Origin of the sequence: Vibrio sp. SCSIO 43136 (genome assembly GCF_023716565.1) — a bacterium.
Lineage (GTDB): Bacteria > Pseudomonadota > Gammaproteobacteria > Enterobacterales > Vibrionaceae > Vibrio.
Genome location: NZ_CP071848.1, coordinates 2635603 through 2658286, shown reverse-complemented (window position 1 = coordinate 2658286; position 22684 = coordinate 2635603). Strand labels below are relative to the sequence as shown.

At 46.8% G+C, this 22684-nt stretch carries 23 protein-coding genes and 1 other RNA gene; 18 read left to right on the top strand and 6 right to left on the bottom strand.

What is annotated here, in order from left to right:
* The first annotated feature begins 51 nt into the window (after positions 1 to 51).
* The 7 genes from petA (at position 52) to J4N39_RS12485 (ending at position 6319) form a co-directional block, all read left to right on the top strand.
* The gene (gene petA, locus J4N39_RS12515) at positions 52 to 645 is read left to right on the top strand and encodes a ubiquinol-cytochrome c reductase iron-sulfur subunit (RefSeq protein ID WP_252019931.1); all 594 of its coding nucleotides are present in this window, start codon (positions 52 to 54) and stop codon (positions 643 to 645) included.
* Entirely contained in the window at positions 645 to 1910 is a 1266-nt protein-coding gene (locus J4N39_RS12510; RefSeq protein WP_252019929.1) for a cytochrome b, read from the top strand. The genes petA and J4N39_RS12510 overlap by 1 nt, the downstream gene beginning before the upstream one ends.
* Positions 1907 to 2647 carry a cytochrome c1 gene (locus J4N39_RS12505; protein ID WP_252019927.1) on the top strand — a complete coding sequence of 247 codons (741 nt, stop codon included), beginning with the start codon at positions 1907 to 1909 and terminating at the stop codon, positions 2645 to 2647. Before J4N39_RS12510 ends, J4N39_RS12505 begins: the two co-directional genes overlap by 4 nt.
* Before the next feature lie 152 nt (positions 2648 to 2799).
* Positions 2800 to 3435: a stringent starvation protein SspA gene (sspA, locus tag J4N39_RS12500; protein ID WP_252019925.1), complete on the top strand. Its 636-nt coding sequence runs from the start codon at positions 2800 to 2802 to the stop codon at positions 3433 to 3435.
* Positions 3435 to 3926 (top strand): ClpXP protease specificity-enhancing factor, encoded by a 492-nt coding sequence (sspB, locus tag J4N39_RS12495; protein WP_252019923.1) that lies wholly within the window; start codon positions 3435 to 3437, stop codon positions 3924 to 3926. Before sspA ends, sspB begins: the two co-directional genes overlap by 1 nt.
* Positions 3927 to 4248: 322 nt before the next feature.
* Positions 4249 to 5580 (top strand): sigma-54-dependent transcriptional regulator, encoded by a 1332-nt coding sequence (locus tag J4N39_RS12490; protein ID WP_252019920.1) that lies wholly within the window; start codon positions 4249 to 4251, stop codon positions 5578 to 5580.
* 484 nt (positions 5581 to 6064) lie between these two features.
* Positions 6065 to 6319, top strand: a complete 255-nt coding sequence (locus J4N39_RS12485; RefSeq protein WP_252019918.1) for a DUF1127 domain-containing protein — start codon at positions 6065 to 6067, stop codon at positions 6317 to 6319.
* A 63-nt stretch (positions 6320 to 6382) separates the two neighbouring features.
* Here the strand turns inward: J4N39_RS12485 and J4N39_RS12480 are convergent, their stop codons facing one another.
* On the bottom strand, positions 6383 to 7417 hold the full coding sequence (locus tag J4N39_RS12480) for an NADP(H)-dependent aldo-keto reductase (RefSeq protein WP_252019916.1): 1035 nt from the start codon (positions 7415 to 7417) through the stop codon (positions 6383 to 6385).
* A gap of 128 nt (positions 7418 to 7545) precedes the next feature.
* Here J4N39_RS12480 and J4N39_RS12475 point away from each other — a divergent pair, with 128 nt between their 5' ends.
* Entirely contained in the window at positions 7546 to 7851 is a 306-nt protein-coding gene (locus tag J4N39_RS12475; RefSeq protein ID WP_252019914.1) for a DUF6482 family protein, read from the top strand.
* Here the strand turns inward: J4N39_RS12475 and mutH are convergent.
* On the bottom strand, positions 7837 to 8520 hold the full coding sequence (gene mutH / locus J4N39_RS12470) for a DNA mismatch repair endonuclease MutH (protein ID WP_252019912.1): 684 nt from the start codon (positions 8518 to 8520) through the stop codon (positions 7837 to 7839). The two genes, J4N39_RS12475 and mutH, sit on opposite strands and share 15 nt — an antisense overlap.
* 613 nt (positions 8521 to 9133) lie before the next feature.
* Here mutH and rppH point away from each other — a divergent pair.
* Genes rppH through J4N39_RS12445 form a run of 5 tightly spaced genes read left to right on the top strand, consistent with a single transcriptional unit; the run spans position 9134 to position 14406 of the window.
* Positions 9134 to 9652, top strand: coding sequence for an RNA pyrophosphohydrolase (rppH, locus tag J4N39_RS12465; protein ID WP_252019910.1), 519 nt, complete (start codon positions 9134 to 9136; stop codon positions 9650 to 9652).
* 5 nt (positions 9653 to 9657) lie between these two features.
* Entirely contained in the window at positions 9658 to 11907 is a 2250-nt protein-coding gene (gene ptsP / locus J4N39_RS12460; protein WP_252019908.1) for a phosphoenolpyruvate--protein phosphotransferase, read from the top strand.
* An 11-nt stretch (positions 11908 to 11918) separates the two neighbouring features.
* Positions 11919 to 12716: a sulfite exporter TauE/SafE family protein gene (locus tag J4N39_RS12455; protein WP_286036805.1), complete on the top strand. Its 798-nt coding sequence runs from the start codon at positions 11919 to 11921 to the stop codon at positions 12714 to 12716.
* Positions 12717 to 12734: 18 nt separating this feature from the next.
* Positions 12735 to 13544, top strand: a complete 810-nt coding sequence (lgt, locus tag J4N39_RS12450; RefSeq protein ID WP_252019906.1) for a prolipoprotein diacylglyceryl transferase — start codon at positions 12735 to 12737, stop codon at positions 13542 to 13544.
* Positions 13545 to 13554: 10 nt separating this feature from the next.
* The gene (locus J4N39_RS12445; RefSeq protein WP_252019904.1) at positions 13555 to 14406 is read left to right on the top strand and encodes a thymidylate synthase; all 852 of its coding nucleotides are present in this window, start codon (positions 13555 to 13557) and stop codon (positions 14404 to 14406) included.
* A 75-nt stretch (positions 14407 to 14481) separates the two neighbouring features.
* Here the strand turns inward: J4N39_RS12445 and J4N39_RS12440 are convergent, their stop codons facing one another.
* From J4N39_RS12440 to J4N39_RS12425, 4 genes are read right to left on the bottom strand one after another with little or no spacing between them, the layout of a single operon-like run.
* Complete coding sequence (locus J4N39_RS12440; protein WP_252019902.1) at positions 14482 to 15069, bottom strand: BON domain-containing protein; 588 nt, start codon at positions 15067 to 15069, stop codon at positions 14482 to 14484.
* 35 nt (positions 15070 to 15104) lie between these two features.
* Positions 15105 to 15695 carry a phosphoheptose isomerase gene (locus tag J4N39_RS12435; protein ID WP_252019900.1) on the bottom strand — a complete coding sequence of 197 codons (591 nt, stop codon included), beginning with the start codon at positions 15693 to 15695 and terminating at the stop codon, positions 15105 to 15107.
* A 3-nt stretch (positions 15696 to 15698) separates the two neighbouring features.
* Positions 15699 to 16067 carry a YraN family protein gene (locus J4N39_RS12430; protein ID WP_252019898.1) on the bottom strand — a complete coding sequence of 123 codons (369 nt, stop codon included), beginning with the start codon at positions 16065 to 16067 and terminating at the stop codon, positions 15699 to 15701.
* Positions 16054 to 17847 carry a penicillin-binding protein activator gene (locus J4N39_RS12425; protein WP_252019896.1) on the bottom strand — a complete coding sequence of 598 codons (1794 nt, stop codon included), beginning with the start codon at positions 17845 to 17847 and terminating at the stop codon, positions 16054 to 16056. Before J4N39_RS12425 ends, J4N39_RS12430 begins: the two co-directional genes overlap by 14 nt.
* 70 nt (positions 17848 to 17917) lie before the next feature.
* On the opposite strand from J4N39_RS12425, the gene rsmI reads away from it, so the two are divergent.
* The 5 genes from rsmI (at position 17918) to J4N39_RS12400 (ending at position 22677) form a co-directional block, all read left to right on the top strand.
* Complete coding sequence (rsmI, locus tag J4N39_RS12420; RefSeq protein WP_252019894.1) at positions 17918 to 18784, top strand: 16S rRNA (cytidine(1402)-2'-O)-methyltransferase; 867 nt, start codon at positions 17918 to 17920, stop codon at positions 18782 to 18784.
* A gap of 175 nt (positions 18785 to 18959) precedes the next feature.
* Positions 18960 to 19353, top strand: an RNA gene (rnpB, locus tag J4N39_RS12415) — RNase P RNA component class A.
* A gap of 285 nt (positions 19354 to 19638) precedes the next feature.
* The gene (rsmH, locus tag J4N39_RS12410; RefSeq protein WP_252023736.1) at positions 19639 to 20589 is read left to right on the top strand and encodes a 16S rRNA (cytosine(1402)-N(4))-methyltransferase RsmH; all 951 of its coding nucleotides are present in this window, start codon (positions 19639 to 19641) and stop codon (positions 20587 to 20589) included.
* Positions 20590 to 20614: 25 nt separating this feature from the next.
* A complete protein-coding gene (gene ftsL / locus J4N39_RS12405) occupies positions 20615 to 20938 on the top strand; it encodes a cell division protein FtsL (RefSeq protein WP_252019892.1) in 324 nt (107 codons plus the stop codon).
* Positions 20935 to 22677: a penicillin-binding transpeptidase domain-containing protein gene (locus J4N39_RS12400; protein ID WP_252019890.1), complete on the top strand. Its 1743-nt coding sequence runs from the start codon at positions 20935 to 20937 to the stop codon at positions 22675 to 22677. Before ftsL ends, J4N39_RS12400 begins: the two co-directional genes overlap by 4 nt.
* The last annotated feature ends 7 nt before the right edge of the window (positions 22678 to 22684 follow it).

Genomic DNA, 22684 nt, shown 5'->3' with positions numbered 1-22684 from the left:
GCTCTTGATAGGAAATTAATAACTCAACGGAGCAGATGGGAGAAATGTTGGATGAGCAATGCGCCTGTAAATAGCGGTCGTCGGCGTTTTCTGACTGCCACTACAGCTGTAGTCGGTGGTTTGGGAACGGTTGGCGTTGCCGTACCATTTATCAAATCTTGGAACCCTAGTGCCAAAGCGAAAGCTGCTGGTGCTCCAGTTGAGGTCGATATCGGCAAACTGGAAGAAGGGGGCCTGTTACGTGTCGAATGGCGGGGTAAACCTGTTTGGATCGTTCGACGTGGTCAGCCTGCACTGGATGACTTGAAGAAAATTGAAGATCAGCTTGCTGACCCTCAATCTCAAGTTGAACAGCAGCCTGAGTACGCTCAAAACGAGTTCCGTTCGATTAAACCAGAATTCTTTATCGCCGTTGGGATATGTACCCACCTTGGCTGTTCTCCGACCCATTTGCCAGAAACTTTTGGTGAACATGTTCAAGGGGTTAAGTCAGGTTTCTTCTGCCCATGTCACGGCTCGAAGTTCGACCTAGCGGGTCGAGTATTCTCTGGTGTTCCTGCACCATATAACCTAGTAATTCCACCACATAAATATCTATCGGATACGAAAGTTATTATCGGTGTCGATGAAGGGGAGGAAGCCTAATGCAAGCTCTACTTGATTGGGTAGAAAAACGCTTACCCGCAATGAATGCGTACAAAAAGCACCTTTCTGAATACCCGATGCCAAAGAACTTTAACTTCTGGTATCTGTTCGGCTCACTGGCGATGCTGGTGCTTGTTAACCAGATCGTTACCGGTATCTGGCTGACCATGAACTATGTTCCTTCTGGCGAAGGTGCATTCGCGTCAATCGAATACATCATGCGTGATGTAGAGTACGGTTGGCTGCTACGCTACATGCACTCAACGGGTGCTTCGGCGTTCTTTGTCGTGGTTTACCTGCACATGTTCCGTGGCCTCATCTACGGTTCTTACCAAAAGCCTCGTGAACTGCTGTGGATCTTCGGTATGTTGATCTTCTTGGTGCTGATGGCGGAAGCGTTCATGGGTTACCTACTGCCTTGGGGACAGATGTCTTTCTGGGGTGCGCAGGTAATTATCTCACTGTTTGGTGCGATTCCTGTCATTGGTGATGACCTAACGCTATGGATTCGTGGTGACTATGTAATTTCAGGTGCAACGCTAAACCGATTCTTCGCACTACACGTGATCGCACTACCAATCGTATTGCTGCTATTGGTGGTACTGCACGTACTCGCTCTGCATGAAGTGGGCTCAAACAACCCTGACGGTATCGAAACCAAGTTGCCAAAAGGCACTATGGGCGATGATTACCAGACTCAGTTTAAGTTCCACGATTACTACTCGAAGAAATATGACATCATCGATTCAATTCCTTTCCACCCTTATGGAACGGTAAAAGATCTGATTGGTGTGGCTGGCTTCTTGTTCTTGTTCTGCTACGTGTTGTTCTTCAACCCAGAGATGGGCGGCTTCTTCCTTGAGCCACCTAACTTTGAAGCGGCGAACCCACTGAAGACACCAGAGCACATTGCTCCAGTTTGGTACTTCACACCGTTTTACGCCATCTTGCGTGCGGTTCCAGACAAGCTGTTAGGTGTTATCGCAATGGGCGGTGCTATTGTAGTGCTATTCCTATTGCCATGGTTGGATCGCTGTAAAGTACGTTCTTACCGTTACCGCAGTAAGTTCCACTTAATCAATATCATCCAGTTTACTATTAGCTTTATTGCGCTTGGTATTCTTGGTGCGCTGCCAGCAACGGACCTATACACCTTGCTTGCTCGTATCTTTAGTCTGGGTTACTTCATGTTCTTTGTATTGCTGTTCTTCTACAGCAAGAATGAAGCAACGAAACCATTGCCAGAGAGGGTGACATTCAAATGAAAAAGTGGATTGTAATGCTTTTTGCGCTGTTGCCATCATTGGCGATGGCGGCAGGTGGCTCAAGTGTGCCACTGGACAAGGCGAACAATGATCTGACCGATCAAGCGTCGCTACAAAACGGTGCCAAGCTGTTCATGAACTACTGTTTTGGTTGTCACTCGATGGAGTATCAACGTTATGAACGAGTAGCAAATGACATCGGTATTCCAGTAGAGCTTCTAAAAGACAACTTGATCTTTGACCCAGAAGTGAAAGTGGGTTCTTTGATGGAAAACTCTATCCCGAACAAGCAAGCGGGTAACTGGTTTGGTGCTCCGCCACCCGATCTGACACTAGTGGCTCGTGTTCGTGGTACGGATTGGTTATATACCTACCTGCGCACTTTCTACGCAGACCCATCTCGTCCATTTGGTGTAAACAATATTGTTTTCCCAAGCGTGGGTATGCCACACGTGTTAGAAGAGCTTCAGGGAATTCCTGAACCTATCTTTGAAACACAAGTGGTTGATGGTGAAGAAGTTCAAGTGGTGGTTGGTACACGTTCAAACGGCCGTGGTGAACTGAGCTCGACAGAGTACGACGACGCAGTTCGCGACCTAGTCAACTTTCTGGAATATTCAGGTGACCCAGTTAAGCTTGAGCGTCATGCGATGGGCTGGTGGGTAATGGCTTTCCTAGTGATCTTCACTATTGTGGTCGTGCTACTGAAGAAAGAGTATTGGCGTGATGTTCACTAAATGTGATATCATACGGCGCTAATTTGTGTGCAATGGAGGCAGTTAGCCTCCATTGTTTTTTTGATGTGTATCAACAGTCACGGTAAGTATTTAACGCAAAGAATTTTGATTAAATACTTGTTTTGATTGGTTTTAATGTGCTGGAGGGCTCAATGGCTGTAGCTGCCAATAAACGTTCTGTAATGACTCTTTTCTCAAGTGCCTCGGATATGTACAGCCACCAGGTACGTATCGTTCTTGCGGAAAAAGGTGTAAGTGTTGAAGTTGAGCTGGTGGATGAAAATAATCTTCCAAGTGAGCTGATTGAGTTAAATCCTTACAAAACCGTTCCAACGCTAGTGGATCGTGAGCTTGCGCTTTACAACTCTAACATCATTATGGAATACCTAGATGAGCGTTTCCCTCATCCTCCTTTGATGCCTGTTTACCCAGTTGCTCGTGGTAACAGCCGTCTAATGATGTTCCGTATCGAAAACAACTGGTACTCACTGGCTGAGAAAGTCGTGAAAGGCAATGCTGAAGAAGCTGAAAATGCTCGTAACAAACTGCGTAACGACCTTCTGACATTAGCGCCAATCTTTGCTGAGTACGAGTACTTCATGAGCGAAGAATTTAGCTTGATTGACTGCTACCTTGCTCCGCTACTATGGCGTCTTCCTGAGCTAGGTATCGACCTAATCGGCCCTGGTTCTAAAGAACTTAAAGTGTACATGAACCGTGTATTTGAACGCGATTCATTCCTAGCTTCTCTAACAGAAGCTGAGCGTGAGATGCGTCTGGTTCGCTAATGGATATCGAGCAAATGACAGCGCGCCGCCCTTATCTGTTGCGCGCTTTTTATGACTGGTTAGTTGATAACGATTTAACACCGCACCTTGTCGTTGATGCGACTCTGAATGGTGTTCGTGTTCCGATGGAGTTTGTGCAAGACGGCCAGATCATTCTTAACATTGCTCCACGTGCCGTTGGTCAGTTAGAACTGGGCAATGATGCGATCACTTTCAACGCACGTTTCAGTGGGCGTCCTCACTCTGTGATTGTGCCTTTGTACGCTGTTCATGCTATCTATGCTCGTGAAAACGGCGCAGGTACTATGTTTGAGCCAGAAGAGGCGTACATGGATATCGAGCAACAGTCACAGGAAGAAGAAGTGTCACCATCTTCATTTGATGTGGTTGATTCTGAGCAACCTGAAGAGACTGAAGCTGTCGAAACAAATACCTCGAGTGAAGATCCCGAACGTCCGAAAGGTCGTCCAAGTTTACGAGTCGTGAAATAGATAAAAAGCCGCAGCCGCATTCTGATGCGGCTTTTTTATTACTTCCAGCTTATTCCTACCTTCGCATTACTCCAATTAATTTTATAAATTATTTTTCAAACCTCGGCGAAGATCATATGCATCATAAATATAAATACATTCTTGCATGATTATTTGTTATTAATATGGGTATGCATTGATCTGTCCAGCTTGTAACCTTTACCTTGCTGTACTATGTCTTAATAACGAGACAGGCAGAATCACTAAGTTGCGAGATATTAAGGGCTAATGCTCGCAACCTAGTTTGCTAACAATAATAAAGTTAAGTAACAAGGATAATCTCATGGGTAGTCAGTTCCGTATGGATTCCATACCGGGTTCTTTGGTGTTGGTTGGTGGCATACATGAACCCTGGTTGAAGGTGCTAGAGCAGGTAGGATGGCGTTGTCAACGATGTGATGACTTACGTGAAGCACAAACATTATTTACCGAAGTCGGTCCCTGTATTGGGGTGGTTGACTTAAGTCAGGATGAATTCAGCCTTAACGGCTTGGCGAATTTAGTCAGCAGTCATAAACATGTGCGCTGGATTGCCTTTGTTCGCGAATCACAGCTTGCCTCAGATACCATCTGCCAGTTTATCGTTAACTTCTGCATCGACTTCTTCACAGCACCAATCCCTGACGCACAGTTGCTTAGTACTATCGGCCACCAATCAGGCATGCTTAAGCTTGAGAAAAAAGTATGGCCACACTATGGTGACAACGGTGATTTAGGGCTCATCGGTGACTCAATGACGGTCAAACGCTTACGTGATCAGGTAAAACGTGTCGGTCCTACCGATGTGAGCATTTTGATTTTTGGTGAATCGGGAGCAGGTAAGGAGAAGGTGGCTCGAGCAGTGCACAATTCTTCTTCTCGTTCTAAGAAGCCATTTATTGCCGTAAACTGCAGTGCGATGTCTGAAACTCGCCTAGAGCGAGAAGTGTTTGGCTTGGATTACACCCAGCCGTGTGTATTGGAGCAGGCGGATGGTGGCACGGTATTGTTCAATGACATTTTGAGTATGTCGGCATCTTCCCAGCAGAGACTGCTCGACTACCTTCAAGAAGGTACGGTGGAGTCGGCAAACAATTCTGTCGCCAATGTTGATGTTCGTATATTGGTTTCTAATCATAGTGACATGGAAAAAGCGTTGCTCGATGGAGACTTTAACCAAGAACTTTATCATCGACTCAACGTGTTACGAGTTAATGTTCCGAGCTTGAAAGATAGGCCAAGTGATATTCCATTTTTGGCCAACTATTACCTCAATATCTATTCTCAAGAATACAACGCTCAAGCCAAAAGCTACTCTGAAGCGGCAATGAAAGCACTGTGTCAGTATCATTGGCCAGGTAATTTACGTGAGTTAAGTAACCAGATAAAACGAGTCGTATTGCTTTCAGATTCTGTTGTGATCGATGAGTGCCACTTGGATCTTCCGAAGCGTATGGAGAATAAGCGAAGCTTGCGTGCGATCCGTGAGCGCAGTGAGAAAGAGGCTATCTTAATGGTACTGGAGTCATACGAAGGACAGGTGACTTTAGCGGCCAAAGAGCTGGGAGTATCTCGAGCGACCATGTATCGATTGCTCAATAAGCACAATCTCATTTCTGAGGCTGGCGAAGTTTAGGTGTCTGCGAGATAACAGATAATGAGATAAAGCGAGGCACAAGCCTCGCTTTTATGCTTTTAAAGCTTAGTAAACTTACCAATTGTTCTGATTTCTGTATCTGCCTAGTTGCATAACTAGTTGAATACCATGTTTTGATAACTGTTGTGAATAAGATATTGCCAAATGTATTTAATGGGTTAATATTTAACCGAAGCCAAACGATTACTTAGAAATTATGTTTGGTGATTAATAACTTACCTATCTTGGATTAATTACGTACGGAGGCGCATCATGCTTAATTTTGTATCTGCAATGCATTCATGTGTCTTCGCTATGGCTAGCGCTAACGCTACCTGTATGCCTGCCATTGGCAGTGATAAACGATAATTAATCCGCACCCATTGGGCTGCGGAAATGCAGCCAAGATGGGTCAACCCCGCAGTAATCTTTAGATTCCTAGGCGCACTTCCCAGCTCAGTATTTGAATATACTGGAGACTATTATGCGTCACTCAATTTACACTCGATTAGCACTAACTTTAGTAAAAGCCGAACTGAAACGTGAAGAGCGTGAATGGCGAAGAAAAGTACGCCGCTCAGCTTATGACTTACCATGGCACAGTGAGCACTTGTTGCGTGATATTGGTTTAGAAACCGATGGCCGTGCAATTGGTATTGCTGCAGAGAGCCCTGCGTTAAAAGCCGAACGCCGTATTCGTCATTTCAATCGACTGTTACGATCTAGAATAGCAACGTAACCTAAAGGGGCAGCCTGTATTGGCTGCCCCGTATTATTGTCCATCATCAGAAAATAAAATCGATCAAGGGCAAGGGTTGGAGTACTTGATGCCGACGGCTTGAAGCTCTTGCAAAATCTCATCGGTCAATTGAATATCCAAAGAATCGATATTCGACTTAAGTTGCTCCATGGTCGTTGCACCAATGATGTTTGATGCGACGAATGGTCTTTGATTTACAAACGCTAATGCCATTTGGGCAGGATCTAGGCCAAACTTACGAGCCACTTCAACATACTCTTTCGTTGCAGCTTCACCTTGAGGGGTGAAGTAACGGACAAAACGTTCATACAAAGAACACCTTGCTCCTTTAGGCCTTGCACCATCGAGATATTTGCCAGATAGGCAGCCAAACGCAAGTGGGGAATAGGCAAGCAATTCAACCCCTTCATAGTGTGCGATTTCTGACAGACCCACTTCAAAACTGCGGTTGAGCAAATTGTAAGGGTTTTGTATCGAGACAATTCTTGGTAAATCATGTTTGTCTGCAAGATGCAGCATGCTCATAACACCCCATGGGGTTTCATTTGATACCCCGATGTAGCGAATTTTCCCTTGGCGAACACACTCGGCCAGTGCTTCCAAAGTTTCAATCAGTGTTACCTGTTGCTGCTCATCTGGGTAAGGGTAGTTGAGCTGCCCAAAACAGTTGGTCTCACGCTGCGGCCAATGGATTTGGTAAAGATCAATATAGTCAGTTTGCAAACGCTTGAGGGAGTGATCAACGGCCAAATGCACATTGCGTCGGTCAAGAGACATATTGTCTCGAACATGTGGTACGTTGCGAGGACCTGCGACTTTGGTAGCGAGAATAACCTTGTCGCGTTTGCCCGATTGCTTAAGCCAATTCCCTATATATGTCTCGGTTAACCCTTGGGTTGTCGCTTTAGGTGGGACTGGGTACATTTCTGCGGTATCGATGAAATTGATGCCACGCTCTAATGCGTAATCGAGTTGTAAATTCGCCTCTTGCTGACTGTTCTGCTCTCCATAAGTCATTGTACCCAAACAGATCGGGCTCACTTCTAAGGATGAGTGGGGTAGCTTCCGAAGTTGCATAGGATCTCCTTTTTCTTTTCACTATACCGCTTATGAGTGGGGATAGGTCAATAGCTTTGAAGAGATCTTTGGATCTATAGTCTATGCTTATTAATGCACTTATCAACTTGGCCAAGGAGGCACCATCGATGAGAAAGGAACAGTTTGATCACTGGCTGCACGCCAAACATCTCGAGCATGAACAAGACCCAAAAATATTTGTCATCAGTTGTGCTGACATTGGCAGCTATTTACTAGCAGTGGAATTTAAGCATCATCTTGAGCCTATACGTATTGAAGATGAGCCCATTCACTTTCAGAGTCTAGAGCAGGTAAAAGACGAGCTTCATCGTTTAGGAGTACAAAGTGCTTACCTTCGTTTGCATAATGCTTACGATGAGTGCGGCAGCAACCAAGCGGTGGGATATCACGATATCGAGCTATCCGTCCACTAAGTCACTACCAAAATGCTTGGCAAGGATCCGAGCAGTAAACTGGGTGCGTAAATAAAACCCACGGGGCAACGTCATGATCGGTTTACCATTAGCACCATAAGCTTCGGTCAGAGCTTTACTGTTTGCTGCCTTGGGACGAAGTTGCAACCACTGCCCGTGCTTGGCCGTAATTTGCTCAACTTGCCCCAACACAATTAGCTCCATCAACTCCTCCCAGTCTTGCTTTAGCTGGAGCTGCTCTTCTTCATCTGGGCTCCAAATCAGAGGTGAACCGACCTTTCTTTCACCTAGTGGTAGCTCTCTTTCACCCTCGACAGGGATCCACAAGACTTTGGCAAGCTTATGTCTGACGTGGCTTTGCTCCCAAGTTAATCCATGCACACCAATCAACGGAGCCACTGAGACAAAAGTTGTCTCAAGAGGTTTTCCCTTATGACTGATTGGAATGCTTTTTAACTCAATACCGAGCTCGACAAAATCAGGTTGAGGTTTGCTGCCCGCACTGGCTCCAAGATGCCATTCAAGTAACTGACCAACCCATCCTTTTTCACGTTTGAGATTTTCGGGCACAGTCATACCAGCTTCTTCGGCGAGCTCCGCAAAGCTGTAGCCGGATATTTCCCAAGCGCGTTGGAGTAATTCTGCTTCTGAGGTAGGTGTTGGTTTCATTTCGAGACGGTCGTTTGAACACTAGCGCAAGATCTTAGCACAACTCCCCATAGGTTCCTTGAAATAACACTAATGCGGATAAAGATCCTTTTTATTACTTATCCACAGGCTAGGTTTGAAAGTAACCTAGATACTAAACTACTGGATCAATATTCAGGCCTGGTAGGGCAATAAATTGGTTGAGTTTTTGATACAGGGTGAAAAGTATTCGCTCTTGTGTGGATAATATCAGTTGTGGTGGATCTTTGACCGATCTGATTTTCTAGTGGGTAGATGGAAGAAATAGATCTTTAAAAATTATTCTAGTGAGTTTTAGTTGTTGATTTTTAATGGTTTATTTCTTTATTCAACAAATGATGAGATGGTTTATTGTTCTGTTTATTCTCTATGATCTGAGTTAGATGCTATTTCTTCACACACTTATTCACAGAAAAGGTGAATAAATGTGGCTTAGGTCTCATTTAAATGTTGATAAGTCTGGAGTTGGTCGAAAGTTATCCAGTTGTGGCGGTGTGAAAAAGAAATTATTAGGTTATGCGACATGGAAGTTTGCCCCGCTTGGGGATATGTGGAAAAATCACCATTAACAGAGATTTATGATTGAGGTTAGCCTGTGATCGATGGCGATGGTTACCGCTTAAATGTGGGAATCGTAATATGTAACAACCATGGTCAGGTGTTTTGGGCGAAACGATATGGACAGCACTCTTGGCAATTTCCACAAGGTGGTATTGATGATGGCGAAACTCCAGAGCAAGCCATGTACCGAGAGTTGTATGAAGAAGTAGGTTTAACGAAAAAAGATGTCACTATTTTGGCGACCAGTCGCCATTGGCTTAGATATAAATTGCCAAAACGTTTAGTGCGTTGGGATTCTAAACCTGTCTGTATTGGGCAGAAACAAAAGTGGTTTTTGCTGCGATTAGATTGCGATGAGTCGCACATCAATATGCAGCGAGGCGTCACACCTGAATTTGATGGTTGGCGATGGGTTAGTTATTGGTACCCCGTCCGTCAAGTCGTCTCATTTAAACGCGATGTATACCGCCGAGCAATGAAGGAATTTGCGACTTTGGCGATGCCGTTTAGAGAGAAGAAAACCAAGGGTAAACGGAAGAACCGAAGAGGATAGGAGCGATGCTCACTCAGTTGCGAGATATTGTTGAACAAGTGTCTCGAGTCGAGAATATTCATCAAGCGCTGGACGTACTGGTCAACGAAACCTGCTTGGCGATGCAGACTGAGTGTTGTACGGTCTATTTTGCTAATGATGAGCTGCAACGACTGGAACTGATGGCAACCAAAGGCCTGACGTTTGAAGGCGATGCAATTCATATCGATTATCCTGAAGGTTTGGTGGGCTTGGTGCGTCGTAGTGCTGAGCCACTTAACCTTGCTGAAGCGTCTAAGCACCCTGCATTCAAATATCTTCCTCAGCTTGGGGAAGATATTTTTCATTCCTTTCTAGGTGCGCCGATTATTTACCGCAAACAGGTATTAGGCGTTCTAGTTATTCAACAAAAAACTTCCCGCCAATTTAGTGAGACAGAAGAGTCTTTTTTGGTCACCTTATCTGCCCAGCTTGCGGTGTTGATTGCCCACGCTCAAGCACAAGGTCATTGGTTGATCAATGATGCAAAAAGCCAAACTATTTCAGGTGTCCCAGCTTCACCTGGAGTAGCGATTGGTCAGTTTTGGTGGGACGACAATCAGCCCCAATTATCGGAAGTCTATCCAGCTAGTGCCTTAGATATTGATAAAGAGCAAGAGTGGATGGCGCTCGCCATTGAAGCGGCCTTGACGGATTTTCGTCGGATGCGTAAGAAATTCGACAATGAAATCAATAAAGACGCTTTGGCAATATTCGACTTGTTTACCCACTTGCTCAACGACCCTATGTTACGCAAAGATCTTAAGCTACAGATCGATAAGCGTGATCGAGCCGACTGGGCACTGCGCCAAGTGATCGATAGCTATTCGAGTCGATTTGCACAGATGTCCGATCTTTACTTGCGTGAGCGGGCCCAAGATTTTAGAGAACTCGGCCAGCGATTATTGCATTTTTTGCATACTAGCGAAGGGTATGAGCAAGAGTGGAAAGAGCCGGTGATCGTGGTGGTGACTGAACTGACGGCCTCTATGCTTGCCAGTATGCCAAGAGATAAATTATTGGCGGTGGTCTCTATGGAAGGGGCGGCCAACTCTCACGCAGCCATTCTTTCAAGAGCACTAGGCATCCCTGCGGTGATGGGCGCATCGATCAATCAGAATTCTTTGGTTGGCAAACAAGGGATCGTTGACGGTTATAGCGGTACTGTATTTGTCGATCCTATGCCGCCTTTGCTGCAAGAGTATCAAGAGCTGCAAGTTGAAGAGCATGAACTGTCCGCCTTGGTTGAGTCAGAGCTGACTCAACGCGCTTCAACCCAAGACGGCTGTGAAGTCGAAGTCCTGCTCAATGCCGGTTTAAGTGCCGATAACCAGATTGCAATTAACCAAGGGGTAGATGGTGTTGGCCTTTACCGAACCGAAATCTCCTTTTTGCTCAAGCAGCGTTTTCCGTCTGAAGATGAACAAGCAGCGCAGTACAAGACCGTACTATCGACTTATCCTGAGCAAAAAGTCGTAATGCGCACACTGGATGTGGGCGGTGATAAACCGCTGCCATACCTGCCGATAGAGGAAGATAACCCATTCTTAGGATGGCGCGGCATTCGTTTTACCCTAGATCATCCCGATATTTTTCTGATCCAGTTAAGGGCGATGCTTCGTGCAAGTGCGGGTTTAAATAACTTAAGCATCTTATTGCCAATGGTTTCAGGAAGCCAAGAGCTCGACGAGGCAATTACTCTCATCGATCAGGCGTTTGGCGAAGTGTCTCAGGATTACCCAGAGTTGGTGCGACCGAAAATTGGCATCATGCTTGAGGTCCCATCAATCTTGTTTTTGTTGCCTTTGATTGCTGAGCGAATTGATTTTGTTTCGGTGGGCACCAATGACCTTACTCAATACTTGCTTGCGGTCGACCGAAACAATGCACGAGTGTCAGATGTGTACGAGTCAGTGCATCCATCAGTGATACAGGCACTAGCGCAAATTCAGAGCATCTGTTCGAGCTACCAACTGCCCGTGTCAATTTGTGGTGAATTAGCAGGTGACCCTATTGGTGCATTGCTTGCGGTGGGGTTAGGCTATCGCTCACTGAGTATGAATACCTCGAACGTGGCAAGGGTTAAATACATCCTTCGCCAAGTAGAAATTAAAGAGTTGCAACAGCTAGCGACATCTTCATTAAAACAAGCTTATGGCAAAGATATTCACCGAAGTGTGCTGGAATATCTTGATCGTAAGCAGCTCTCAGGCTTCGTACGCGCAGGCCGTTACTAACAGGATCGATTTTGGACGTTGTATTAATTGCCGAGTTTTTACTACTCGGGGCTTTTGTGGGCATTATGGCTGGGCTGTTAGGTATTGGTGGTGGGCTGATTGTGGTCCCTGCATTGGTTTGGCTACTGCCGCAGGCGCAAGTGAACCCAGATATCGTCATGCATCTAGCACTTGGTACTTCTCTCGCTTCGATTATTCTTACTTCTGGCTCCTCTGCATGGAACCATTTGCGTCTCGGCAATGTCGATATGTTTGTTGTTAAGTGGTTGCTTCCCGGAGTGATCATTGGTGGTGCTGCAGGGGCTTTTATCGCCGATGCCATACCTTCTGCCTATTTAGGCAAAGTATTTGGAGCGATAGTGTTGATGTTATCAATTCAGATGTTTGTGTCGATTAAAACTGGCAAGGTTCGCCCTATGCCAGGGCAAGCCAAAACGCTGGTCAGTGGCAGCGCTATTGGGGTGATTTCAAGCTTAGCAGGAATAGGAGGAGGCTCGTTGACCGTACCTTACCTAAATCGCTATGGTGTGGAAATGCGTCGAGCAATTGGCAGCTCTTCTGTTTGCGGATGTGTGTTGGCGATTGCAGGCATGACGGGTTTCATAATCAATGGAGCAAATGCCCAGGGATTACCTGCGTATAGTGTTGGTTACGTCTATTTGCCAGCTCTGTTTGGGATAGCGGCGACATCGATGCTGACTACTAAATTAGGGGCAAGACTTGCAACCTCACTTCCCACCCCAATATTAAAGAAAATATTTGCCGTCTTTTTGCTGTTTATCGCCGCGAAGATGCTTTTGCCTGTTTAGGAAATAAAGAGAAAAATTATGACTCAGGGATTCATCACTTTTCCCACTATCGATCCTGTGATTTTTGAAATTGGCCCAGTTGCATTGCGCTGGTATGGACTCATGTATTTGGTTGGTTTTGCGTTTGCCTTGTGGCTGGCAAACCGCCGCGCCGATCAACCCAATAGTGGTTGGACTCGTGAGCAAGTGTCTGACTTATTGTTTGCAGGCTTTCTTGGGGTAGTGATTGGTGGCCGTGTTGGTTACGTGCTGTTTTATCACTTTGACCTCTTCTTAGCTGACCCTCTGTACTTATTTAAGGTTTGGACAGGAGGCATGTCATTCCATGGTGGCTTGATTGGTGTGATTACCGCCATGTTCTGGTACGCCTACCGCAATAAACGCACATTCTTTGGCGTGGCAGATTTTGTTGCTCCTCTGGTGCCTTTTGGACTTGGTATGGGGCGCGTCGGTAACTTTATGAACGACGAGCTTTGGGGACGAGTGACTGATGTGCCTTGGGCGGTGATGTTCCCAAGCGGTGGTTATTTACCACGTCACCCATCACAGCTATATGAAGCGGTGCTAGAAGGCATTGTACTGTTCTTGATTTTAAACTGGTTCATCAAACGTCCTCGCCCAGCGGGTGCGGTTTCTGGCTTATTCTTGGCTGGATATGGTATCTTCCGCTTCATTGTCGAATATTTCCGTGAACCAGATGCGCATCTTGGGCTGTTTGGGGACTTTATTTCGATGGGACAAATTCTGTCACTGCCAATGGTGATTGGTGGTGCGCTGATGGTGGCTTGGGCATACAAGTTCAACGCTAAGACCGCCACAAATAATTGAGGACAACACTGTGAAACAGTATCTAGATCTTTGTCAGAGAATCGTTGATGAGGGCCAATGGGTTGAGAACGAGCGTACGGGCAAGCGCTGTCTGACGGTGATTAATGCTGACCTTAGCTACGATGTTGCCAACAACCAGTTTCCACTGGTGACTACCCGTAAAAGTTTTTGGAAAGCTGCCGTTGCGGAGCTTTTGGGGTACATCCGTGGTTATGATAATGCGGAAGACTTTCGCAAGCTGGGCACCAAGACTTGGGATGCTAACGCCAACTTAAATGATGCTTGGTTAAATAACCCATACCGCAAAGGTGACGACGATATGGGGCGCGTCTATGGTGTTCAAGGTCGTGCGTGGGCGAAACCAGATGGTGGTCATATCGACCAGTTGCGCAAAATCGTGGATGATCTTACTCGTGGTGTTGATGACCGTGGCGAGATTTTGAACTTTTATAACCCAGGTGAGTTTCACATGGGGTGTCTGCGCCCTTGCATGTACAGCCATCACTTTTCTCTACTAGGGGATACGTTATACCTTAACAGTACCCAGCGTTCTTGTGATGTTCCGCTTGGCCTGAATTTCAATATGGTTCAAGTGTATGTATTTTTGGCGATTATGGCGCAGATCACGGGTAAAAAGCCGGGCATGGCTTACCACAAAATCGTGAATGCACACATCTACGAAGATCAACTTGAGCTAATGCGTGATGTCCAGCTTAAGCGTGAGCCACTGGCGGCACCACAGTTTAAGATAAACCCTAAGATCAAGAGCCTAGAAGACCTTGAAACTTGGGTGACTCTGGATGACTTTGAAGTGATTGGCTACGAAAGCCATGAGCCAATCAAGTACCCATTCTCTGTGTGATGAAAAAGCCTGTATGATAAAAAACCAGCCACTCGGCTGGTTTTTTTAGCTTATCACTAATTAATGAGTGCGAGGTTAACCTTCACTAGCAGGGGGCAGTTCACCTATTTCAAAGGCTTTAATCACTCGTTTTACGCCAGAAATATTACGAGCGATATCCACCGCAATATCAGCCTGTTCATTGGTTACTAGACCTAGTAAGAAAACCTCACCATCTTCGGTAATAACTTTGATTTTAACGCCGTTCAGCTCACTATTGGTTAGCAGTGAGGATTTCACCTTAGTGGTGATCCAGCTGTCGTGACTGATGGTTTGAAGATCAAGCAGCGGCTTAACACGAAGTTGGTTTGATACCGATTTTACCCCATCGAGTTGACTGACTTTGTCGGCCACCTGTTGACGATACTCTTCGGTCACCGCCTGACCAATTAAGATCACTTTGCCATCAAAAGCAGTCGCTGTGACTTTAGTGTTGCCGCTAAAAGGGGCTTTGTTAATGATCCCAGCTACTTCAAATTCAAGCTGATTATCTTGCCAAATTTGCTCAGTGCTACGGGTGTCTGTCACCACATTTACTGTTGCAGCAGCCCCTGCCACAATCACACCAGCACAGCCAGAAAGACCGATAATACATGCGCTTACTAATAGCCAACGCTTCAACATAGTAGACTCCTTTTACTCGTAGACTTTCGGTCTAATCAGTCATCATGGGATGGGAAAAGTACCTGATCAATCAAGTCACATAGACAGTGTAAAGTAACCATGTGCACTTCGTGAATGCGTGCCGTGCGATGGCTTGGAATACGGATCTCAACATCAGATTCTCCTAGAAGACCTGCCATCTCGCCACCATCTTTACCGGTGAAGGCGATGATGGTCATATCACGCGTTACCGCCGCTTCCATCGCTTTAATGATGTTCTTGCTGTTACCACTGGTTGAAATCGCTAGCAAAATGTCACCTGCTTGACCAAAAGCACGCACTTGCTTGGAGAAAATCTCTTCATAGTGGTAGTCGTTAGCAACAGCAGTAAGTGTGGTGTTGTCAGCGGTCAGGGCCATTGCAGGCAAGCTTGGGCGCTCGGTTTCGAATCGGTTAAGCAAGCAGGAGACAAACTGCTGTGCATTCGCCGCACTGCCGCCGTTGCCACAGCAGAGAATTTTGTTGCCGTTCAGAAGGCTAGTCACGATCGCTTGGGCGGCGTGCATGATGTGATCCGGCAGAGCTTCTGCTGCCGCAATTTGAATTTGGATACTTTCGGTAAAACTTTCTTTAATGCTGTCTAGCATTGCTTATCCTTGGGTTATTGCATTTTTTAGCCAGTCGATATCTTTGCCGTGTTGATGAATAGCAACGATATCAAAACGAAATTCGGTATGGTCAGGGTTTAACCCTTGGCGCATTAGCCAATACAAGGCGGTTTTATATAGCTTTTGTTGTTTGCTATAGGTCACCATCTCGGCGGCATGACCGTAAGATTGTTGTTGGCGATATTTAACTTCGACAAACACTATGCATTGTTGTTCCCGCATGATGAGGTCGATTTCGCCAGTTTTGCAGTTGAAGTTTCGACTGATGAGTTGAAGTCCGTGGCGCTCAAGGTGTTGATGCGCCACGGATTCATAGTGCTGTCCGAGCTTGCGCCTGTCAGTTTTTGCCATGCTCAGCCCATTGAACTTCACGTTGAACAACACATTGTTCATCGATAGAAAGTTCTCCGGTTTGGCCTGCAAAACGGTAGCCTTCCACCACTTTCATTTGTGGCAGCTCTAGGATCAAGCGATAGGCATCCATCCCCAAGGCATGAAGACGCTTCTCGCTGTTGCTGCTTTTTGGCCATAGAGCTTCAATCTTGGCGTTAAGAGAAGAGTCATGGTTGATCAGCATAGGGATATCGCTGTAAACCACCCCAGAAAGATCTTCATATTGGTGCTTACTTCCAGAGTTACTGCGCGAGCTGGCAAACAACTTAGGTGGTGTGCTGTCTGGATTAATCGCAACTTCAATAAACGGTTTGATCAAGGTGAGGTCACTGTTAGCCCCGACCACGTAGACCGCATCCACATCACGACGGCTACGTGCCTGCGACTCAGTTTCCATACCGATTATTTGCTCAAGCTGAGCGATGCGACCTTGGCTATCGGTGAGCCCAAACACTTGGTTGATGTTCTTCTGCAATTGAGACTTGTTGCCAAAGTAGCTTACAGCTGCGGTGTTTTTGCTGTAATTGTTCCATTCGTTTTGGAAGGCGATAGCGACTCGCTCGCCTAAGCGGCTTTTAGGCGCTAAGATCAATGGGTATTGGTAACCTTGGCTAAATAGGTATTTTGCCGCTTGAGCCACTTCTTGCTCTGGCGATAAGGTCAGGTAACAGACGCGATGGTCACGCAGTGGGTTATCTGGAATATTCAGTGCTAGCATTGGTAGCTGAGTTGCCGATTGAAGCTCTTCCACTTCGTCTTTTTGCAGTGGGCCGACCACGAAATCAACCCCACGTGCTTGCAGCTCTTTTTCAAGCTCGGCAAGTGACAACTGCTCTGAGTCCAGCACTGTCAGTGTGGCAGTCTCTTCGCGGCTGAAGTCGTCCATCATTGCGTGGATAAAACCATCACGAACCAACTGTCCCTGCTTGGCGTACTTACCGCTTAGTGGCAGCACCAACGCCGTGTTGTTTGGCTTGACGATCTCAAGCGCCAAAATTGCTTGGATTTCTTGCGGTGTGTATAGGTTAGCGGGATGTTGAGGGTTTTCCGCTAACCACTTCTGCAACGTATTTTTCAGCTGACCTGGGTTACCAGCCATGGTTTTCATGTAAATGGCTAATTGCAACCAGCCATCCAGCTCGGCTTCACTGCGCTCGGCAATAAGGCCTGAGATTTCATACTCAGAATATTGGGTCAGGTTATGCCAGATGTTTTCGGCGTTACTAGCGTGCTCTGATTCATTTAAGTAAGCGTTACTTGCAACGAGTGAGCGTGCAGCATTTAGGTGATCACCTGTTTGCTCAAACAGTTGTGCTCGCAGTTGGTGGTAAGCAAGCCATTGTGAGTCCGCTAAAGGCCACCATGCTTGATAATTGAGTTGCGACAGTGCAAATTTTGCGCTGCTGGTGGCGGCGCGAGTTTGCGCTCTTGCAAGTTGCCATTCTGCCATCTGCACAGGAGAGAGTGACATACGTGACAATCGCTTAGCCAGTAGCTCTGCTTGAGACCAGTTTTGCTCTGCAACCGCCGCTTTTAGCGCCATAATTAACAGATCATTTTGCACGCTACCCTGTGTGCTATCGGCCTGAATAAGGTATGCTTGCGCACTTTGAGATGGCGCAAGCGCAATATCAACGCTGGTTGGAGCCTGCGGCTTGGAAGAACACGCAGCTAAGGTGATCGCCAGTGCTATAGGTGTAAGAAGGCGTGGTACACTAATTTTGTTATGCAAATTCATAGCCATGAGTTCTATTTTTCGCCGTGTGTAAAATTGTCTCTATATTAATCGTTGAAGTGATGGTAAACAAATGACACAAACAAATACAGTCCCAACAGAGATCCCAACTCTATATATTGTACCGACACCGATCGGAAATTTGGGCGACATTACTCAACGTTCTCTGGATGTTTTATCCAGTGTTGACCTGATTGCTGCCGAAGATACTCGTCATACGGGTCGTTTGCTGTCTCATTTTGGTATCCAGACTCGCACATTTGCTTTGCATGATCATAACGAACAGCAAAAAGCGCAAGCCTTGGTCGAAAAACTTCAGCAAGGACTTTCGATTGCTTTAGTTTCAGATGCGGGAACACCACTCATCAGTGATCCAGGTTACCACTTGGTTACCCAGTGTCGTCAGGCGGGCGTTAGAGTTGTGCCATTACCGGGTGCGTGTGCGGTGATTACCGCTTTAAGTGCGTCTGGTTTACCTTCTGATCGCTTCAGTTTCGAAGGTTTCTTGCCGCCAAAGAGCAAAGGTCGTAAAGACAAATTCCTTGAGATTGCTAAAGCTGAGCGTACTTGTATTTTCTACGAGTCGCCACATCGTATCATGGACTCTCTGGCAGATATGCTGGATGTGCTGGGCCCTGAGCGTGAAGTGGTGCTAGCACGAGAGCTGACAAAAACCTTTGAAACCATCCAAGGCATGCCATTGGCGCAACTTATTGAATGGATCAATGAAGATGAGAACCGCAAGCGTGGTGAGATGGTAGTACTTATTCATGGCTACCGTGACAACACTAGCGATGATAGTCTGCCGGATGAGGCAACTCGTACCTTGTCCATCCTGACCAAAGAGCTTCCGTTGAAGAAGGCGGCGGCAATGGCGGCCGAGATCTATAACTTGAAGAAGAATGCGCTTTATAAGTGGGGATTGGAGAATCTGGATTAATATTTGTGCTTCAGTATTAAGTTTTGTCCAAAATTTAACCGTCAGTGTAACCCCCTCTAACTCCCCCCGGAACGCCGGCCGCTTGAAAAGGGGGAGGACAGATTTTTACTCGTTTTGAATGCCGTCACATAAATTCCTAGACAGGTTACGGTGAACTCTATACAATCGCCGCCTTGGAGTTGACTCGGTAGTCGCTGCTTCGTTGACTGTCCCTATCCTTGTGGTGGGGAGACTGACGGAGGGGAGGAAAGTCCGGGCTCCATAGAGCAGGGTGCCAGGTAACGCCTGGGGGGCGCAAGCCCACGACAAGTGCAGCAGAGAGAAAACCGCCGATGGCTCGCAAGAGCACAGGTAAGGGTGAAAGGGTGCGGTAAGAGCGCACCGGGCGACTAGTAATAGTTCGTTGCAAGGTAAACTCCACCCGGAGCAAGACCAAATAGGCTTCCACATTGCATTGCTCGTGTAAGGAAGCGGGTAGGTTGCTCGAGCCAGTGAGCGATTGCTGGCCTAGACGAATGGCTACCACCGCGCAAGCGGGACAGAACCCGGCTTATGTGTCGGCTCCAACCTATTTAGACCCATCACCGCGTTAAGTGGTGGTGGGTTTTTTGCATTTTATTAACGCTAAGCACATTAGATGTTTAAATTGCGCGACTAAAATGGCTATCGAAACTGGCACAAAATGCGTTTGATAGTCGATAAACAGGGCGTGATTTCTATTGAATGGTGTGCAATCCGATAAACTTGGCGAGAAGTCACGGCATTTCGTGGCTTTGGGAGTGGCGACTCGAGTGGTTTTAGGTACACTAGAGGTTTGCTTGTCTGCCAATAAAAATGGGCTTAAAGAGATCATCATGACCGAATCTTTTCAACACGTTTCAGTACTGCTAAACGAATCTATCGATGGACTGGCGATCAAGCCAGATGGTATCTACATTGATGGCACATTTGGTCGCGGTGGTCATAGTCGTACGATTCTTTCCAAGCTAGGTGACAATGGCCGCCTATACAGCATTGACCGTGATCCAACGGCGATTGCAGAAGCGCAAAAAATTGATGACCCACGCTTTACCATTATTCACGGCCCATTTTCAGGCATGGCAGAGTATGCCGAGCGTTACGACTTGGTGGGTAAAGTAGACGGTGTATTGCTTGATCTAGGCGTATCTTCCCCTCAGCTTGATGATGCTGAGCGTGGCTTTAGCTTTATGAAAGATGGCCCTTTGGACATGCGTATGGACCCAACGTCAGGCATGCCAGTATCTCAGTGGCTTGCGGAAGCAGACGTTGAAGATATTACTTGGGTCATTCGCGAGTTTGGTGAAGACAAACACGCATGGCGCATTGCCAAAGCGATCGTCGCTCATCGTGAAGACGAAGAAAAAGAGCCGCTAACTCGTACTGGTCAGCTAGCTAAGCTTATTTCTGAGGCGGCGCCAAAAAGCTTTAAAGAGAAAAAGCACCCAGCAACGCGCGCTTTCCAAGCGTTTCGTATTTATATCAACAGTGAACTTGATGAAATCGATACTGCGCTTAAAGGTGCACTTAAGATCTTGGCACCAGAAGGACGCTTATCGGTGATCAGTTTCCACTCTCTAGAAGATCGCATGGTAAAACACTTCATGCGTAAAGAGAGCAAAGGACCACAAGTGCCTCACGGTATCCCGATGACTGAGCAGCAAATTCGTGAGCTCGGCAGCGCAGCAATGAAAACCGTCGGCAAAGCAATCAAGCCATCTAAGAACGAAGTAGAAGTTAACGCACGTTCTCGCAGCTCTGTGCTTCGAATCGCTGAGAAGTTGTAATTTTCTTAACGGACAGTGTTAACCCATGGATGAATCACCGCAACAGCAAAACCTCGCTAAACACATTGCGCTTGACCTAATCACGGTCGGGCGCATTCCTGCGTTGCTCTTGGGGTGTGCTTTTGCGTCGGCGATGTGGGTGGTACATACCACTCATGATACTCGCCAAGCGGTGCACGCACTCGACCTGACCATGGCTGAACGCGATCGCTTAAATAATGAGTGGCGAAACCTAATCTTAGAAGAAAATGCCTTATCCGAGCATAGTCGAGTGCAAGAAATTGCTTCACAAGAGTTAGAAATGTCTCGCCCAGATGGCGATAAAGAAGTCGTGATTTCGCTAAAATGAGCCGTAAATCTGCTAAAAAACCTACCCCAAAGAAAACCGCTGTCAAAGTGGCGGATGGTCCTATCTTAATTCGTTGGCGATTTGTCACCGTCTTGGTGTTTGTCTTTATCGCATTATCCGCATTGATTGGTCGTCTTGCTTATATCCAAGTGATTGAACCAGATAATTTGATTCGTCAAGGCGACATGCGCTCAGTACGAGTCAAAGCCTTACCTTCAGCTCGAGGCATTATCTCTGATCGCAATAACGAACCACTGGCGGTAAGTGTGCCTGTAGACGCTGTATGGGCTGACCCATATACCATTTTTAAAGCTGGCGGACTTGAACCCAAAGCTCAATGGCATGCACTAGCAGATGTACTTGGTTTAGATCGTGAAGCGATGCTTGCCCGTATTGAAAAGCACCGTAAACGTCGCTTTATCTATTTGCAGCGTCAAGTTAGCCCAGCAATGGCAAACTATATTCGTGAACTAAAACTGGCAGGGATTGGATTGCGTCCTGAGTCTCGTCGCTATTACCCAAGCGGTGAAGTAAGTGCCCACGTGATTGGTGTAACCGGGATTGATGGACATGGCCTAGAAGGGGTTGAGCGTACTTACGATCAATGGCTTACGGGGGAAGCGGGTAAGCAAACCATTCGTAAAGACCGCTACGGCCGGGTGGTGGAAAACATCTCTCTTCAAGAGCGAGAGCAAGGTGAGTCCTTGCAGTTAACCATTGATCAACGCTTACAAGCGATCGCTTATCGCGCAGTGAAGCAAGCGGTGGCTGACCACAATGCAACCTCTGCATCGGCAGTGCTTTTGGATGTGAAAACCGGTGAAGTGTTGTCGATGGTGAATGCACCCTCTTATAACCCGAATAATCGCTCTCAGCTGCAAACCTACCGGATGCGTAACCGAGCAATCACGGACGCTTTTGAACCTGGTTCTACGGTGAAGCCATTTGTGGTGCTCGCGGCTTTGGAAGAAGGCACTGCGGACGAAAACACCGTGATTGATACGGGTAACGGCATTATGCAACTTGGCGGCAGCCGAGTACGTGATGTCTCTAAAGTTGGTAAAGCGGACCTGACCACCATTTTGAAAAAATCGAGCAACATAGGTGTGGCGAAGCTGGCATTGGATATGCCATTGCAAGCTCTGCTTGGCATGTATAGCTCAGTGGGCTTTGGGCAAGACAGTGGTTTAGATTTGGTCGGTGAGACCATAGGTATTTTCCCGGATCGTCGCCGCTGGTCGCAGTTTGAAATTGCAACCTTATCTTTTGGTTACGGTTTAGCTGTCTCGCCAATCCAGCTGGCGCACGCCTATGCCACGCTTGGCAGTGAAGGTATTTATCGCCCGCTGCACCTTGTTAAAGGCAATGCTGGGGAAGACATGTCTAAGCAAGTGCTTGACCAAGGTTATACTCGTGAAGTGCTCGACATGATGGAGCAGGTGACACAAAAAGGCGGCTCAGCGACTCGGGCGGCAGTGGCAGGTTATCGCATTGCAGCTAAAACGGGGACCTCGCGCAAAGCGACGGCGGGTGGCTATAGTAACGAATATTTTGCCTACACCGCAGGGGTTGCCCCTGTAAGCGACCCACGAGTGGCGCTTGTGGTCGTGGTCAACGAGCCGCAAGGTGACCAGTATTATGGTGGCGCCGTGGCGGCACCGGTATTTTCAGAAATTATGAAAGGTGCGTTGCAGATTCTCAACATCGCACCCGATCAGAACTCGTTTCAAACTCAGTAGAGGGCCA